The following is a 16694-nucleotide window of genomic DNA, read 5'->3' on the forward strand; positions in this document are numbered from 1 at the left end:
GAAAAGTATTATGATATCCAAAAAGCCTGTGAGTTCGCTCGGTTTAAATAACAACTATGAAAACAATAACCCAACTAAAAAAGCGCCTAGCGCTACCACAAACCTCGTGGCAATTGTGCTTACTTGCCGCCATTGGCGGTTTCGCATCGGCAATACTTGTGGTCGGGTTTATTTTTGCCATAGAAGGCATTCAGTCGTTTTATCTAAGCGAAAAAGATGACTATAACAGCTTAAGCGCTTTAAGTCGTTTCCAATTGCCAATTATTGGTGCCGTGCTCATACTCTTTTTTGCTTGGTTGACTGGTTACAAATATATTCGTACCGGTATCCCCTTTGTTTTGCACCGATTAAAAATTGCCAACGGCGTCATTCCACTGCGTAATACCATTAATCAATTCATTGGCAGTACTGTTGCTCTCGCCGCGGGTTTTTCAGTTGGCAGAGAAGGTCCCGCGGTACATTTAGGCGCAGCATGTAGTAGTTATATCGGCAATAAGCTTAACTTGCCTTATAACGCTATTCGTAGCTTAAGTGCTTGTGGTATTGCTGCGGGCATTGCCGCCTGTTTTAACACACCTATCGCGGCTGTTTTATTCGTGATGGAGGTTATTTTACGTGAATATAAAGTGCATATTTTCATTCCGGTAATGATAGCGGCCATTGTTGGCTCAATGACAACCAGCAGTATTTTTGGCCCAGCCCACGAATTCGAATATTTCACTACCATCACTTTAAATAGTCAACATTATCTAACGCTAGTAATTTTAGGAGTTGTACTCGGTATTATTGCTTTTGGCTTTAACCGTTATTTAATCTTAGTGATAAAGCACAGTGCTCGTTTTCATATTGTGCCACGTATTTTAACCGCAGCATTTATTACCGGTGCTCTTGGTTATGTTGTGCCCTACGCTATGGGTACCGATTTAAGTGCTATTGAGTTCTCATTGCAAAGCAATCCAGAATTACAATTATTACTTGGTTTGCTTATCGCCAAAATTCTCATGACCATTACCGCTTTAGGATTAGGCATTCCTGGAGGGATCATTGGACCGATCTTGGGTATCGGCAGTATCATTGGAACCTGTGTTGCGATCATTGCCATGTATTTCTTGCCCGGTAACTTTCAGACCAGTGATTTTGCCTTAATGGGCATGGCAGGCTTTATGGCAGCGACACTTAATGCCCCACTGGCAGCATTACTTTGCGTGGTTGAAATGTCTAACCAAATTGAAATTATTCTTCCGGCAATGATTGTTATTACGAGTGCTTGTATCTCATCTGGACAATTTTTTCGCAATCGCTCCATCTTTATTATGCAGTTAGAAATTCAAGGTTTGGCCTACCGTCGACCACCCATTGAAAAATCATTACAACGAATCGGTGTCTTGGGGGTTATGCAGGAAAATTTAAAAATTATTACGCCAGTCAATGATGAAGTAATATCAGCAACCTTAGCGACGGCAGAACATCACCAATATGTTATTTTGCAACAGCTGCCAATCAAGGGCAATGAGCAATTTGTTTTGTGCCAGTATGAAAAGAAAACAGAGGCTGATACAGCAAAGCTGGAAAAGCACACCTTGATCCCATTATGCAGTCAATCAACCCTTGCCGAAGCTTATTTACTTTTAGTGAAAAAAAGGGTCGGTGGTGTGTATATATATCAAGATAATCCAAACAATATTATGGGTATAATAACCTTCGATGCTATTCGAACTTATTTATTGAAAGGAAAAACGCATTAATGAATACCATTCTTTGGCTAAAAGCATTTCATGTAATTTTTATGGTGGCATGGTTTGCTGGCATTTTTTATTTGCCGCGCATTTTCGTCAATCATGCCGAATCAGCTGAGCCTCTTGTGCACCAGCAACTTAAGGGCATGGAACGACGTTTATTGCTATTTGTTACTCCGTTTGCCATTTTCACCGTGGCTTTAGGCATCGCCATCATTTATCACTATGGCTATGCTTGGTTTGCGGCGGCAAAATGGTTACATGTAAAAATAACGTTAGTGATTTTGCTACTGATTTATCACGGTTACTGCTTTAAGTTGGTTAAAACTTTTGCAAATGACGAAAATACTCGCTCAGGAAAATTCTACCGAATTTTCAACGAAGTGCCGGTTATTATTTTATTTATTGTTGTTATCTTGGCGTACGTAAAGCCATTTTAATAATAGGACTTTTTTACGGTTGATATTGGTTATAAAGCCAAAGGTCAACAAACTTTAATGAAAATATTCTAACCACAGTGATTTATTGTTAAGAATTTTACGGCTTTTTTCTGACAATAATGGGTTTTCCAAGGCGAACACTTTTCGCTGCGGTAAGTTTGCTTTCACTAAAATGTTTTGCGTTACCGGGTGGTTATAAAAAAACGCATCAAAGGCACCTGAGTCGACTAATTTATTAAAGCCATACTCCAGCCTGTTTGCTAGGTGGGTATTTTTTTTGTTAGTAAAAAAATACATCGGCGCGGGGTATTTTAATAAAAAATGCTCTTCGACAATAAACTGATTTTTATTGGCAATTTCTAACCACGGTTCATGCAAGGCTCTGGGGAAATAATCAAAGCGATATTTTTCTAACATTTTTAACAATGAAAAAGCACTGCCTTCAATCACATCAAAGCCATTGTCGCGTAAAATCTCGCTATCTGGCCAGTCATAACCTTGTCCAGCCGATAATTGTTTTAGTTGTGTAAGTGACAGGTTAGGAGAAAAGGTGTTGCGATCATCTCGTCGAATAATGGCAATGCGAACCCCCATCAAACCTTTTAGCACTGGAATGTAGATAGCTTGAAGACTTGTTTCTAATGTCTTAGAGGTCATGCGCCAGGTCACATCAATTTTTTCGCCTTGCTGCACCATAATGGAAGTGCGACCCTGCGACATTTCCAGCGTTACCGGTATCAGTTGAAAGTCACCATATTTATCGCGCGAGGTTTCCAATATCAACGAAAGCAAATCAATATAATAGCTTTGCTTGGCATCAGGGTGAATTTCCGAAATATTGTAGCGCACAGTTTCAACTGAGTAGCTAATGGCGCTATAAAAGATTAGTGTAATAATGAAGAAAGGCTTAAATAAACTTCTCATATCCATGATGACCTCATTCCCTTTATAACTTTAATTATAACGCAGTTTAAAAAACTTTGTACTAACGGCAAACCCCAACAGTTTATATTAATCCAAATCAAGATAATGCATTCTCAGCAATCAAGTTTTGTGCTATATTTCGCTGCAAATTTTCCGTTGCTACTTTATAAAATAGCAGCCCATTAAATGCAGAAATCAACGCGGTTTAAAGATGCTATATACCGGTTTTGGTTTCTACTTATTATTAGGTAAAACCTATGATGAAATTTGAAGGAAGTCATATCCTGTCTGTCTCTCAATTCGATAGAGAGAGTATTTCTCGTATCTTAGAAATTTCGACATTGATGGCACCTTACGCCATGCGAAAGAAACGCTGCCACGTACTTGATGGCGCCATACTCAGTAATTTATTTTTTGAACCTAGCACCCGTACTCGTGTTAGCTTCGGCACCGCTTTTAATTTGCTTGGCGGCTTCGTTCGTGAAACGGTTGGCCAAGAAAACTCATCACTGTCAAAGGGCGAGTCTTTATTTGACACCGCGCGCGTGATCAGTGGCTATTCTGACGTTATTGCCATGCGCCACCCAACGATGCATTCTGTCGAAGAGTTTTCCAAAGGTAGCAGTGTGCCGGTCATTAATGGTGGTGATGGTGCAAACGAGCACCCGACTCAAGCACTACTTGACTTATTCACCATCCAATCAGAAATGGCTCGCTATGACATGGGCTTAGACGGCTTAAATATTGCGTTGATGGGTGACCTGAAACATGGCCGTACCGTACATTCTTTATCGAAACTGCTAAGTTTATATAACAAGATCACAGTAACTATGATTGCGCCTCAAGCACTGCAAATGCCTGACAGTGTCATTGCAACGTTAACCAATGCCGGTCACAAAGTTATATTAACGGATAAGATTGAAGGTAACTTAGCCTGCGACGTAGTTTATCAAACCCGCATTCAGCAAGAACGATTCGCCAGCAAAGGTGAGGCAGATTTATACCGTGGACATTTCAGTCTAAATCGTGAAATATATCGCAAGTTTTGCCAAGAACATACGGTAATAATGCATCCATTACCACGCGATTCTCGTGCTGAAGCCAACGAGCTAGATACAGATTTGAATGACTTAGATAATTTAGCCATATTCCGCCAAGCACAAAACGGAGTATTAGTGCGTATGGCATTATTTGCCTTAAGTTTAGGGGTAGAAAATAGGCTCGGCCATTTCGAAAAACCCGTCACATGGTACACCAATAAGTATTGAGAGTAATGGTCCACAAACAGTGGCTTACACAAACAACGAGTAAGATATTATGATGAAAGATTCACAGCAATTATTTGACGAAGCACAAAACATTATTCCAGGTGGGGTAAATTCACCGGTTCGCGCTTTTAATGGCGTAGGTGGCACACCATTATTTATCAAAAAGGCACAAGGCGCCTATATTTTCGATGCTGAAGATAATAAGTATGTCGACTATGTCGGTTCATGGGGTCCAATGATCTTAGGTCACAATCATCCCGCCATTTTACAAGCCGTTATTGAAACGGCACAAAATGGTTTAAGTTTTGGTGCGCCAACAGAATTAGAAATTACCATGGCAGAAAAGGTGCGTGAAATTGTGCCTTCTATGGAAAAATTACGTATGGTCAGCTCTGGTACCGAAGCAACCATGAGTGCAATTCGCCTTGCTCGCGGTTTTACTGGTCGTGATAAAATTTTGAAATTTGAAGGTTGCTATCATGGTCATGCAGACTCCTTGCTAGTAAAAGCGGGCTCAGGCATGTTAACCATGGGTGTACCAAGTTCACCGGGCATTCCAGACGACTTCGCTAAGCATACTTTAACGGTTAGCTACAATAATCTACAAGAAGTAGAAGAAATTTTTGCTGAACTCGGCGATGAAATAGCCTGTATTATTGTTGAGCCGGTTGCTGGCAACATGAATTGTATCCCACCTGTTGAAGGCTTTTTGGAAGGTTTACGGGCAGTATGTGATCAATACAAAAGTGTGTTAATTTTTGATGAAGTCATGACAGGTTTTCGGGTTGCGTTAGGTGGCGCGCAAGCTCATTACAATATCGTGCCTGACTTAACCACATTAGGGAAAGTTATTGGTGGTGGTATGCCTGTTGGCGCCTTTGGTGGCAAAAAAGAAATTATGGATTACATTGCTCCTGTCGGTCCGGTTTATCAAGCAGGTACCTTATCTGGCAACCCTATTGCCATGGCAGCGGGTTTAGCATCACTAAATGAGCTTTGCCAAGGTGATAAACATCAACAATTAAGTAATGCCACTGAAAAGCTAGCGATGGGCTTTAAGGCCGCTGCAGAGCGTAACGGAGTATCGTTATCAATTAATTATGTCGGCGCCATGTTTGGCTTTTTCTTTACCGAAGAAGAAAAAATTACTAGCTACGCTCAAGCGACCGCATGCGACGGTGAGAAGTTTAAACGCTTTTTCCACTTAATGCTGGACGAAGGTGTTTACCTTGCTCCTTCTGCATTTGAGGCAAGCTTTCTATCAACAGCTCATGGTGAAGCGGAATTAGAGTTTACATTAGCGGCAGCAGATCGCTGTTTCGCGCAACTTTAAAGTGTAAATAACTGCTTTTCATCTGCAAATATTGCTAACGATCGCCACGTATTTATTTCAACCCGTGGCGCTGTTATTTGGTCATTTGCGCAGTGCGTTAAAACAAAAACATTGGCAATAAAAAAGGTAAGCACTATGCTTACCTTTTTTAATAATAACCTAACCTAAATATCGCCCGCTATGATGACTATTTCACCACAGTTAAACTTGGTTTCTTGGTTACAGGTTTTTCATTTTTTTCGTCACGCTTAACCGTATCAGTGCTTTTTACCGCAGATATACTCGGCGCATCAACTTTATCTAGATCTTGCTCAAACGCCTCGGGCTCAGGATGTTCAATTTCTAGCGAAGTACCGGCACCATTTTCTTTTGCGTAAATGGCAGCAATCGCACCATAAGGTACGCTGATATGCTCGAGCTTACCGCCGAAACGGGCACTCAGTTCAATACTGCTATCACCTAAGGCAATACTGCCGACAGCCGAGCCAGAAACATTAAGCACGATTTGACCGTCATTAACGTATGCCATAGGCACCATAACACCATAAACGTTGGCATCAACGACGATGTAAGGTGTTAAATCATTGTCAGAAATCCAGTCATAAAAAGCCTTAACAATATAAGGCTTGTTTGATGTCATTTCGATGGTCATGACTGGTGTCTTTAAACCGGCGAGCCAAAGCGTAATTCACGCTCAGCTTCAGTTAGTGATGCTTGAAACGACTCACGTTCAAATACTTTCAACATGTATGATTTAAGCTCTTTTGAACCTTGTCCTTCAAGCTCAATACCCATCACTGGTAAACGCCATAATAGCGGAGCTAAATAGCAGTCAACCAAACTAAACTCTTCACTCATAAAGTAAGGCGCTTCATTTAAAATAGGGGCAACGCTTAACAAGCTTTCTTTCAGCTCTTGACGAGCTTTAGCAGCTGCGTCAGCTGGACCATTGTAAATAGTTTTAGCTAAGCTGTACCAGTCTTGCTCAACACGGTGCATCATTAAACGACTACGACCACGAGAAACAGGGTAAACCGGCATCAATGGCGGATGAGGAAAACGCTCGTCCAAGTATTCAATAATAATAGACGCTTCATAAAGCGCTAATTCACGATCGATTAAGGTCGGAACGGTTCCGTAAGGATTTAAGTCAAGTAAATCCTCTGGCAAATTGGCTAAGTCAACTAAATGGATGTCAACTCCAACACCCTTCTCTGCCAACACAATGCGGGTTTGATGACTATACATATCATCTGCATGCGAATATAAAGTCATAACAGAGCGTTTGTTTGCGGCTATGGCCATAATGCCTCCAAAAAATTCTTATTAAAAAAACTAACAAAGGGGGCTAAAGCCCCCAGTAATATCTAAAGTTTACACCGTTTTACAGAACATTTGTAATTAGTGTACATCTCTCCAGTATTCTTTCTTCAGTAAGTATGAGAAGAATAATAGGATAAATAGGAAACCAATAACCCAATAACCCATGCTTTCACGCTCAAGTTTGTTTGGCTCACCAGTATATTCCAAGAAGTTGGTTAAATCACGAGCAAAAGCGTCGTACTCTTCTGCTGTCATTGAACCACCGGTAGCTTCAGAAAGGTTACCATGCTCATCCATAGTGCGAAGACCTTGAAGGTTTTGCAATACATGTGGCATACCAACATCTTTGAAAACCTTGTTGTTTACACCAAACGGACGTTTTTCATCAACATAGAAAGAACGCAAATAAGTGTAAATCCAATCAGGGCTTCTAAAGCGCGCTTCAAGAGTTAAATCTGGTGGTGTACTACCAAACCACTTAGCCGCTTCTTTTGGTGGCATGGTATTCGTAATATGATCACCAACTTTTTCACCAGTGTACATATAATTAGCTTTACCGTCTTCATCAGAAATACCAAGGTCAGCAAACGTACGATTGTAACGTTGATACTTTAATTGATGACAAGCTAAACAGTAATTAATGTATGACTCAAAGCCACGTTTAAGAGACGCTTTATCTGACAAGTCATTATTTGCTTTATCTAAATCTAAGCTTGGGCCAGCAGCAATTGCTAACATAGGCAGTGCAGTAAGCACTGCAATAATAAACTTTTTCATTATCCGGTCACCCTCTCTGGAACTGGTTTAGTCTTCTCGTTTTTACTGTATAACCACAGCGCAACGAAGAAGCCAAAATAGCCGAAGCTCGCAATCGTACCAATCATATTATTTAATGGTGTTGCAGGTAATGTACCTAATACCCCCAAAATAATGAAACAAATTGCAAATTGAACAAGGTTAACCGTATGAGCTGTACAACGGTAGCGCAATGACTTAACCGTGCCACGGTCGAACCAAGGCAGCATAAATAACGCTACGATAGCACCAAACATGCCAACCGCACCTAACAGCTTGTCAGGAATAATACGCAAAATAGTATAGAAAGGACCGAAGTACCAAACTGGTGCAATATGCTCAGGTGTTTTCAAACCATTTGCTGGTTCAAAGTTTGGCGCCTCAATAAAGTAACCGCCACCTTCAGGAGCAAAGAACATCACCCAACAAAAGACAATCAAGAAAATAACCACAGCAACCAAGTCTTTTACGGTGTAATAAGGATGGAACGGGATCGCATCAACAATATCGTATTTCTTAGTGTACTGCTCATGGAAAGTAAATTTACTTTGCTCTTCAGGAGGAACACTGCCTTTAGGCTTCTTAATATTAGTGCCGTCAGGGTTATTTGAACCTACTTCATGTAACGCTAAAATGTGTAAGAAAACTAATACTACTAACACTAATGGTAAAGCAATAACGTGTAAGGCAAAGAAACGGTTTAGTGTTGCGCCGGAAATAACATAATCACCACGTATCCAAAGCGTTAAGTCATCACCAATTACTGGAATAGCACCAAAAATCGAGATAATAACTTGTGCACCCCAATACGACATATTACCCCAAGGTAATAAGTAACCCATAAAGGCTTCTGCCATTAGCACTAAGAAAATTAACATACCGAATAACCACAATAACTCACGCGGTTTTTGGTAAGAGCCGTACATCATGCCACGGAACATATGCATATAAACAACAACAAAAAATGCTGATGCTCCGGTAGAATGCATATAACGTAACAACCAACCGTAGTCGACATCACGCATGATATATTCTACAGAAGCGAATGCACCATCACCTGATGGTTCGTAATTCATCGTTAACCAAACACCCGTTAACAATTGGTTGACTAAAACAACACTGGCTAAAATACCGAATACGTACCAAAAGTTGAAGTTCTTTGGTGCAGGGTATTGCACTGCATGTTTGTTCATTGCATCCATTAAAGGTAGACGCTGTTCAATCCAAGCCATTAAGTTAGAAAACATTATGCTTCTCCTTGCGCCACACCAATTAATAAGGTGTCTTCTGTCGGGAATGAATGCTCAGGAACCATCAAGTTAGTTGGCGCCGGTACACTTTGGAATACACGACCCGCCATATCAAACTTAGAACCATGACAAGGACAGAAAAAACCGTCTTTAACACCATCAACATGTTGTTCGAAATCACCTTTGTGGTGAGTAGGTGCACAACCTAAGTGAGTACATACACCAAGTGCAACCAAAAACTCAGGTTTAATTGAACGGTATTCGTTCGTCGCATAAACCGGTTGTTGTGGCATTTCTGATTGTGGATCTTTTAATTGCCCGTCATGTGCACTTAATGTCGAAAGAATTTCTTCCGTTCTACGTACAACATAAACTGGCTTACCGCGCCATTCAGCACGAATTAATTGACCAGGCTCTAATTTACTCACATTGACCTCAACCGGTGCACCTGCAGCTTTCGCTCGAGCGCTAGGGTTCCAAGATCCAATGAAAGGCACAGCCACACCGACAACACCAACACCACCAACTACCGAAGTAGCCGCAGTTAAAAAGCGTCGACGGCCGTTGTTAACGGGCGCATTGCTCATTCAAACTCTCCAATTATTATCTAGCTAAAACAACAACACACAACCAAGAAAACTACTTAGCTATTGTGCTGATTGCTGATCGACTAAATCAACGACAAAAAAATTGCTCTGATGATAAAGAAAACCCTTGTTTTTTACAAGGCAATTCCCCTTTTCAGCACGCGTTTATGCAAATAAAAGTCAATTCGTAATCATCTAACACAGTAAATAAAAACTATTCGCATTTATGGCTTTTCTCAGCTTGTGTGTTGTAAATCTATATGGGCAAAATCTTTAGGGCTAATTACTACTTAGGGAATGTGATGTGAAAATATTAACGAGCGTAATTTGATATTTGCCAAAATGAATTTTAGCGGCATTTTTGTCTGTAACTTATGACGTTAATCAAATTTTTGAGATAAAAAAACCGGCAAAAGCCGGTTTTTGAAATCGTAAACGTAAAAATTAACGTTTTGAGAATTGTGGTTTCTTACGTGCTTTATGTAAGCCCACTTTCTTACGCTCAACTTTACGAGCATCACGAGTAACGAAACCTGCTTGACGTAGAGAACTACGTAAAGTTTCATCGAACTCCATTAATGCACGAGTAATACCGTGACGAATTGCACCAGCTTGACCAGAAATACCACCACCAGTAACAGTGATGTTAAAGTCAAACTTTTCTAACATTTCAACTAACTCTAATGGTTGACGAACAACCATACGAGCAGTTTCACGACCGAAGTACACAGAAATGTCACGTTTGTTAATTGTGATTGCACCGTTACCAGCTTTCATGAACACACGAGCAGTTGAGCTCTTGCGACGACCAGTACCGTAATATTGATTATCAGCCATTGCTTAAAGCTCCAAAAGTTGTGGTTGTTGTGCAGTATGTTTATGTTCAGTACCCGCGTAAACTTTAAGCTTACGGAACATTTCACGACCTAAAGGACCTTTAGGTAACATACCCTTAACTGCAAATTCAATTGCACGTTCTGGTGCTTTTTCAATTAGCTTTTCAAAGCTAATTTGCTTAAGACCACCAACAAATTCTGTATGCGAATAGTAAATTTTACCTTTCGCTTTGTTACCAGTTACTCGAACTTTCTCAGCATTGATAACAACGATGTAATCGCCAGTATCTACGTGAGGTGTGTATTCTGGCTTATGCTTACCACGTAAACGGCTTGCAATTTCAGTAGCGATACGACCTAAAGTTTTATCTTCGGCGTCCACTAAGAACCATTCGCGTTGTACGCTTTCTGGTTTAGCTACAAAAGTTTTCATTAAAAAACCCAATTATATAAATGTTACTTAAATAATAACCTAAGAATTTCTTAAGCTATCCGTTAAAAGACTACGCAATTGCCCCTTCGAGCATCGAGTCCCTTGCAGATCCTCTGGAAAAAGAATAAGCATTTGTAACGTAGGGAGCGCGGATTATACAGAACAATTCTTTAAAGATCACGCCTATTTTTTAATCTTTTTCGAACAATATCGAAAATTTTTAGTTCGTCGCGTTATATTTCTTCAAGGCCTTGTTTTAATCGTGCTTTATCGGCTTCAAGGCCATTGAGTTGCAATTCGATATAACTCTTCATATGGCGTTTAATATTTTGATAAATTTTTGGATCTTTTTCTTCGACACGTTTCAATACGGAAATGGTGCTTTGCATATAAGCTTGCCTAGCCCATTTTTCAGCATTGTAAGTATAAATAGATATCCAGGGAGAACTTGGCAGTTCTTTGCTTCTGTCCAGCTGATATGCCTGAGACATTTCACGCGTTAAAAATTTTTGAAAAGCACTACTTTTACTGAGTTCTGAAAATGTGCGATAAGATTTATCGTCATTATTCATCACCGCATATATTTGCGCATCAATAACATGAGCAAATTGCTGCTGACGCGCTAAATAAGCGGGAAAAAAACGCTTATTAATAATTCTCATGGCAAATATGTTGTCGCGCCATTTAACGCCTTTAAGGCTTCCGGTATGTTGCCAAGGTAAAATAGGCTGCACATCTGCCGGGAATTGCTGCGCCATGTCCTTAGCATCATCACACAAAGCTGAGTTAATATCAGGGTGAAACTTTTGTAAGATTTTCACTCGATGAATATAACCGTAACGATAGGCTGAACTATAAATTTTATACTGTAATTTAGCAGCATCTTGCAGTGCCAATTTAACGGCGTCATCAACTATCTCGCCATTTAAAATAGCTTGATCAAGAATATAGTCATGTACCAGTGAAAAACTTGCCTGCATTTCTTGGTTAATTGGCTGAAAATCGTCAGTACAAGCGGCATAAAGTAATTGTGCTCGCCAGGTTAAATGCTCTGTTTCCCACATCTTAATAACAGCAGATGGCAGATACTTAGTGGCCAAAGCTGTCGCTTGAGGAAATGGATTGACATTAGCATACACATTCAACGATATTAAGGTCGTCAACGTGGCTAAAAAAACACTCGTACTTTTGCTTTTATTCATAGATAAATTCCATTTCAAATAACTCTTAATAACGCCTGATTTAATTAAGGCAAATGCTCACTTGCAAGATAATCATGCGACTGCATTTCTTGCAAGCGACTTAAGCAACGTTTAAATTCAAAACTTAATCGGCCATCAGTATAAAGATTTTCTAGCGCAACCTCTGCCGACATGATCAATTTAACATTACGCTCATAAAACTCATCAACAAGGGCAATAAAGCGACGAGTGCTATCATCATTTTCAGCGCCCATTTGGGTCACATTTGCCATTAACACGGTATGATAAAGTCGGCTAAGCTCCATATAGTCGCCTTGGCTTCGCGCCGACTCACACAAAGTTGCAAACTCGAAGTGAACCACACCATCAGATTCTTGCACCGTTGCTAATGGTCGATTATTGATTTCAATCACCTTAGCAATTGTGCCTTCCTCGACCGACAATTGCTTAAAATAATGGCTTAAATTTTCATCTGCTTGTTGATCGAGTGGAAAATGAAAAATCTCTGCCTGTTCCAGTGTTCTTAAGCGATAATCAACACCGCTATCAACATTAACAATGTCGCAGTGTTGGTTAATTAATTTAATCGCTGGCAAGAAACGTTCTCGCTGTAGGCCATTTCGATACAAATCATTTGGCACAATATTCGATGTTGCCACTAGGGTGACATTATGGGCGAACAATTCTTCGAATAAAGTGCCTAAAATCATGGCATCTGTGATATCAGAAACAAAAAACTCATCAAAGCAGATGATACAGGTTTCATCGGCAAAACGTTTAGCAATAATTTTTAATGGATCCGCCTGCCCGTGTAAGGTTTTTAATTCCTCATGCACTCGATGCATAAAGCGATGAAAATGCACGCGCATTTTATTTTCAAACGGCAAACAATCATAGAATGTATCAACAAGATAGGTTTTGCCTCGACCAACGCCACCCCAAAAATATAGCCCGGTAATTGCTTTATGTTCAGATTTCGCGACAACACGCTTCCAGCGATTGAGCACTTTTTTAAAACCAGTGACCGGTAACGGCTTATTTGATAAATCTTCATAAAGTCGTTGTAAGTGTTTTACCGCATTTTCTTGCGCAGCATCGAAGAGAAAATCATCTTGAGTCAAATCTTGAGTATACTTTTCAATAGGGGATAATTTAATCATTTAACAACCGTTTAGTTAGTAATTTTATAATTTTCTCTAGGCGATAACTCAAAAGGCGCTTGAAAAATATATTTTCGCAAATATATTCATTAGGTAACTAGCACGAAGCACGGTATATTGAGTTGAAGGTTATTTTCTCTAATTTTTTCCATGAATACAATGAAGGTACACTAATATGAATGTTGTTTTAGGACTCACCCTTTTCATCGTTGGCGCAATTGTCGGTTTTATTGCAAATAAAACACTGTTTGCATCCTCTCAAGAAACTAAAAAACTGGCTGAAAAAGCCAGCCAAAGCGAAGCTGATTTAGCGCAATATAAACTCGATGTTGCCGAACATCTTGATAGCTCGGCTAAATTACTTGAACAAATGAATAGCACCTGCCAAACAGCAATGGTGCAAATGGCGCAGAGCACACAATTGTTGCAACAAGCAACACCGACCAATGTTGAAAACATGCCGTTTTTTTCAAAAGAGACACAAGAGCAGTTAGCCCAAACAGTGAGCTTACGCCATAACAAGGAAAGCCGTAAAAATGACGAAACGGTTTCAGAGCCACCGTTAGATTATTCAGGCGCGCCAAGTGGTTTGTTTGACGATAAGAAACAAAGTGTTACAAATACCGAAACAAATAGTTAGGAACTAATTTTTTTATTATATGTCTTCAATTGAGTATAAATATTTTAGTTAGGAGTTTTCTGTTATATGAGAAATTTATCAGTTTTAGTTAATAGCGTTTTACTTTCCAGTGCTATTGCCATGGCAAGCCTTCCAGTACAAGCGGCATTACCGCAATCGGTTAATGGCCAAAATATGCCAAGTCTTGCACCTATGCTTGAAAATGTAACTCCGGGTGTGGTGCTAATCTCAGTACGTGGTACCCATGAAGTGGAGCAAAGAGTTCCCGATGCCTTTAAATTCTTTTTTGGTAATCCCCGTCAAGGACAACAACAAGAGAGACAATTTAGAGGCTTAGGCTCAGGCGTTATCATTGATGCAGATGATGGCTATATCGTAACTAATAGTCATGTAGTAAATGATGCTGATGAAATTCAAATTACCTTAAAAGACGGCCGCCAGCTAGAAGCAAAGAAAATAGGTGGTGATGAAGCCAGCGATATTGCTTTATTGCAGATAGAAGCTGACAACTTAGTTGAAGTAAAAATAGCCGATTCTGATCACTTACGAGTCGGTGACTTTGCTGTTGCCATAGGTAGTCCATTTGGTTTAGGTCAAACAGTAACCTCAGGTATTGTCAGTGCACTCGGTCGCAGTGGCTTAAATGTCGAAAACTATGAAGACTTTATTCAAACAGATGCAGCGATTAATAGTGGTAACTCAGGCGGTGCCCTTATCAACTTACGCGGTGAACTTATCGGCATAAACACCGCAATACTTGGTCCTAACGGCGGTAATGTTGGTATTGGTTTTGCCATTCCAAGTAATATGGTACAAAACTTAGTTAACCAAATTATTGAATTTGGTGAAGTTCGCCGTGGTGTACTAGGTGTTGCCGGTCGAAGTGTTACTAGTGAAATAGCTAAGGCGATGGAGCTTGATATCAACCAAGGTGGCTTTGTTGAGCAAGTAACACCAGATTCGGCAGCTGACGAAGCTGGAATTCGTGCTGGCGATGTTATTACCAAAGTTAATGGCAAAATGATCAAAACCTTTAATGAGCTTAGAGGAAAAATAGGCTCTATCGGTGCCGGTAAAACCGTTCAAATAACTGTGATCAGAAAAGACGGTAAAGAAAAAGAATATGATGTAACGCTGAAGAAGTCTGAATCCGCCAATGTTGAAGCTGCCAGCTTACACCGTATGCTAGATGGCGCCGAGCTTGAAAATAACAATAACGGCAATGGAATTTTAGTGGTTGATATTGCGGAGAATAGCCCTGCAATGGCCGCTGGATTACGCAAAGGTGATGTCATTAACGGTATCAACCGTCAACGCATTAATAACATTGCGGAATTACGCAGCTACCTTAATGATCATAAAGGTGTGTTTGCCCTCAATGTTGTTCGAAACAACTCATCATTATTCTTAATGATTCGTTAAAATACTCTTTTCTAGCCATAGTAGTTAAACGGATAGATTAACTTAAAAAGCCTATCAATTTGATAGGCTTTTTTATTTCCCGCTATTTATCGGGCTTTACATAGAATAATTTGCATAACTTTACCTTTATAGCGCAGACAAAACTTTCTCACCACAAAAGGATTATGTTAGGCTACGAGAAATCAAACTAATAAAAATACCTCTGTTGAAAATTTTAGCTGCCTTAAAATTCTTTATCCGTTCTGCTGGTTATGGCGTAATGTTTGCGATAGTTTTGTTATTACTAGTGCCTGAACTACGTGATAATAGCCTATCTCCTTGGCAAATTTTTAATAAATCAGAGCCACAAACAAAACCACTTTCTTATGCAAAAGCTGTGCGATTAGCTGGGCCTGCCGTAGTCAATATTTATTCAGAAGACATTGAAACTGGCAGCAATTATGGACGGCAACCTCGTCGAACTACACGACTCGGTAGCGGCGTGATCATGCATGAACAGGGCTATATATTAACCAATTATCATGTAGTACAAAGTGCCGATTTAATCGTCGTGGTTCTGCAACGAGGCCAAGAATTACATGCAGAGCTTATTGGTTATGATGAAATAACCGATCTGGCGGTATTAAAAGTTCAAGCCAATAACCTATCGGTTATTCCACAAAATACTGCCCTGGAATCGCAAGTAGGTGATGTTGTCTTAGCAATTGGCAACCCACTTAACTTAGGCCAAACCGTTACACAAGGTATCGTCAGTGCAACAGGACAAAGTGGTCTCAGCACCAGTTATTTGCAATTTTTACAAATGGACGCGGCGATTAATCAAGGCAATTCAGGTGGTGCCTTAATCAATACTAATGGCGAGCTCATTGGCATTAATTCTCGCAAATTTACTCAAGCCAATCCAAACTTGAATATTCAAGGTATCTTCTTTGCCGTGCCATATAAATTGGCTCATAAGATCATGTTAAAAATTATTGAGCATGGCCGAGTAGTGCGAGGCTGGTTAGGTGTTGATGCGAGAGATAATGTTTCTAACTTTAAAGGTTTTATTATTGATGCGGTCACATCAGGAAGCCCTGCGATGCTGGCCGGCTTACAAGCTGGCGATGTAGTTTATCAAATTAATGATATTCAATTACGAAGTGCTAAGCATGGCTTAGATGTCATTGCAGAAACAGCGCCAGGAAAAACCTTAGACTTTATGCTATCTCGTGATAACAAGCAGCTAACCTTACCCGTAACCATCGATGAAGTGCTTAAGAAGCGCTAAGTTAGCGCTTCTTAAGCGTAAAAGTTAAACAAATAAAAATCCCAGCCTTAGCTGGGATTTTTTCTGATTAACATA

General features: G+C 40.0%; 17 protein-coding genes. 7 read left to right on the plus strand and 10 right to left on the minus strand.

What is annotated here, in order from left to right:
• Window positions 1-56 precede the first annotated feature (56 nt).
• Window positions 57-1745, plus strand: a complete 1689-nt coding sequence (locus AC27JP_RS04805; protein ID WP_487112572.1) for a chloride channel protein — start codon at window positions 57-59, stop codon at window positions 1743-1745.
• Window positions 1745-2176 (plus strand): protoporphyrinogen oxidase HemJ, encoded by a 432-nt coding sequence (hemJ, locus tag AC27JP_RS04810; RefSeq protein ID WP_487112574.1) that lies wholly within the window; start codon window positions 1745-1747, stop codon window positions 2174-2176. Before AC27JP_RS04805 ends, hemJ begins: the two co-directional genes overlap by 1 nt.
• A gap of 54 nt (window positions 2177-2230) precedes the next feature.
• Here hemJ and AC27JP_RS04815 read toward each other — a convergent pair whose 3' ends face one another.
• A complete protein-coding gene (locus AC27JP_RS04815; protein WP_487112576.1) occupies window positions 2231-3106 on the minus strand; it encodes a hypothetical protein in 876 nt (291 codons plus the stop codon).
• Window positions 3107-3360: 254 nt separating this feature from the next.
• On the opposite strand from AC27JP_RS04815, the gene AC27JP_RS04820 reads away from it, so the two are divergent.
• Window positions 3361-4368 carry an aspartate carbamoyltransferase gene (locus tag AC27JP_RS04820; protein WP_487113461.1) on the plus strand — a complete coding sequence of 336 codons (1008 nt, stop codon included), beginning with the start codon at window positions 3361-3363 and terminating at the stop codon, window positions 4366-4368.
• Between the two features lie 52 nt (window positions 4369-4420).
• A complete protein-coding gene (hemL, locus tag AC27JP_RS04825; RefSeq protein ID WP_487113463.1) occupies window positions 4421-5701 on the plus strand; it encodes a glutamate-1-semialdehyde 2,1-aminomutase in 1281 nt (426 codons plus the stop codon).
• A 187-nt stretch (window positions 5702-5888) separates the two neighbouring features.
• On the opposite strand, the gene AC27JP_RS04830 is transcribed toward hemL, so the two are convergent.
• The 9 genes from AC27JP_RS04830 to zapE form a co-directional block, all read right to left on the minus strand.
• Entirely contained in the window at window positions 5889-6353 is a 465-nt protein-coding gene (locus AC27JP_RS04830; protein WP_487112578.1) for a ClpXP protease specificity-enhancing factor, read from the minus strand.
• A gap of 11 nt (window positions 6354-6364) precedes the next feature.
• Window positions 6365-7006, minus strand: coding sequence for a stringent starvation protein SspA (gene sspA, locus AC27JP_RS04835; protein ID WP_487112580.1), 642 nt, complete (start codon window positions 7004-7006; stop codon window positions 6365-6367).
• Window positions 7007-7102: 96 nt separating this feature from the next.
• Complete coding sequence (locus tag AC27JP_RS04840) at window positions 7103-7801, minus strand: cytochrome c1 (RefSeq protein WP_487112582.1); 699 nt, start codon at window positions 7799-7801, stop codon at window positions 7103-7105.
• Window positions 7801-9066 carry a cytochrome b gene (locus tag AC27JP_RS04845; RefSeq protein ID WP_487112583.1) on the minus strand — a complete coding sequence of 422 codons (1266 nt, stop codon included), beginning with the start codon at window positions 9064-9066 and terminating at the stop codon, window positions 7801-7803. Before AC27JP_RS04845 ends, AC27JP_RS04840 begins: the two co-directional genes overlap by 1 nt.
• Window positions 9066-9656 carry a ubiquinol-cytochrome c reductase iron-sulfur subunit gene (gene petA / locus AC27JP_RS04850; RefSeq protein ID WP_487112585.1) on the minus strand — a complete coding sequence of 197 codons (591 nt, stop codon included), beginning with the start codon at window positions 9654-9656 and terminating at the stop codon, window positions 9066-9068. Before petA ends, AC27JP_RS04845 begins: the two co-directional genes overlap by 1 nt.
• A 444-nt stretch (window positions 9657-10100) precedes the next feature.
• Entirely contained in the window at window positions 10101-10493 is a 393-nt protein-coding gene (rpsI, locus tag AC27JP_RS04855; protein WP_487112587.1) for a 30S ribosomal protein S9, read from the minus strand.
• A gap of 3 nt (window positions 10494-10496) precedes the next feature.
• Complete coding sequence (gene rplM / locus AC27JP_RS04860; protein WP_487112589.1) at window positions 10497-10925, minus strand: 50S ribosomal protein L13; 429 nt, start codon at window positions 10923-10925, stop codon at window positions 10497-10499.
• Between the two features lie 233 nt (window positions 10926-11158).
• Window positions 11159-12127, minus strand: coding sequence for a hypothetical protein (locus AC27JP_RS04865; protein WP_487112591.1), 969 nt, complete (start codon window positions 12125-12127; stop codon window positions 11159-11161).
• 44 nt (window positions 12128-12171) lie between these two features.
• On the minus strand, window positions 12172-13287 hold the full coding sequence (gene zapE / locus AC27JP_RS04870; RefSeq protein WP_487112593.1) for a cell division protein ZapE: 1116 nt from the start codon (window positions 13285-13287) through the stop codon (window positions 12172-12174).
• A gap of 175 nt (window positions 13288-13462) precedes the next feature.
• On the opposite strand from zapE, the gene AC27JP_RS04875 reads away from it, so the two are divergent.
• From AC27JP_RS04875 to AC27JP_RS04885, 3 genes are all read left to right on the plus strand, one after another.
• Window positions 13463-13927 carry a Z-ring associated ZapG family protein gene (locus AC27JP_RS04875; protein WP_487112595.1) on the plus strand — a complete coding sequence of 155 codons (465 nt, stop codon included), beginning with the start codon at window positions 13463-13465 and terminating at the stop codon, window positions 13925-13927.
• Between the two features lie 66 nt (window positions 13928-13993).
• Window positions 13994-15349: a Do family serine endopeptidase gene (locus AC27JP_RS04880; protein ID WP_487112597.1), complete on the plus strand. Its 1356-nt coding sequence runs from the start codon at window positions 13994-13996 to the stop codon at window positions 15347-15349.
• 259 nt (window positions 15350-15608) lie between these two features.
• On the plus strand, window positions 15609-16619 hold the full coding sequence (locus tag AC27JP_RS04885; RefSeq protein WP_487112599.1) for a trypsin-like peptidase domain-containing protein: 1011 nt from the start codon (window positions 15609-15611) through the stop codon (window positions 16617-16619).
• Window positions 16620-16694 lie beyond the last annotated feature (75 nt).

Source organism: Colwellia sp. SU-HH01172 (assembly GCF_057553355.1).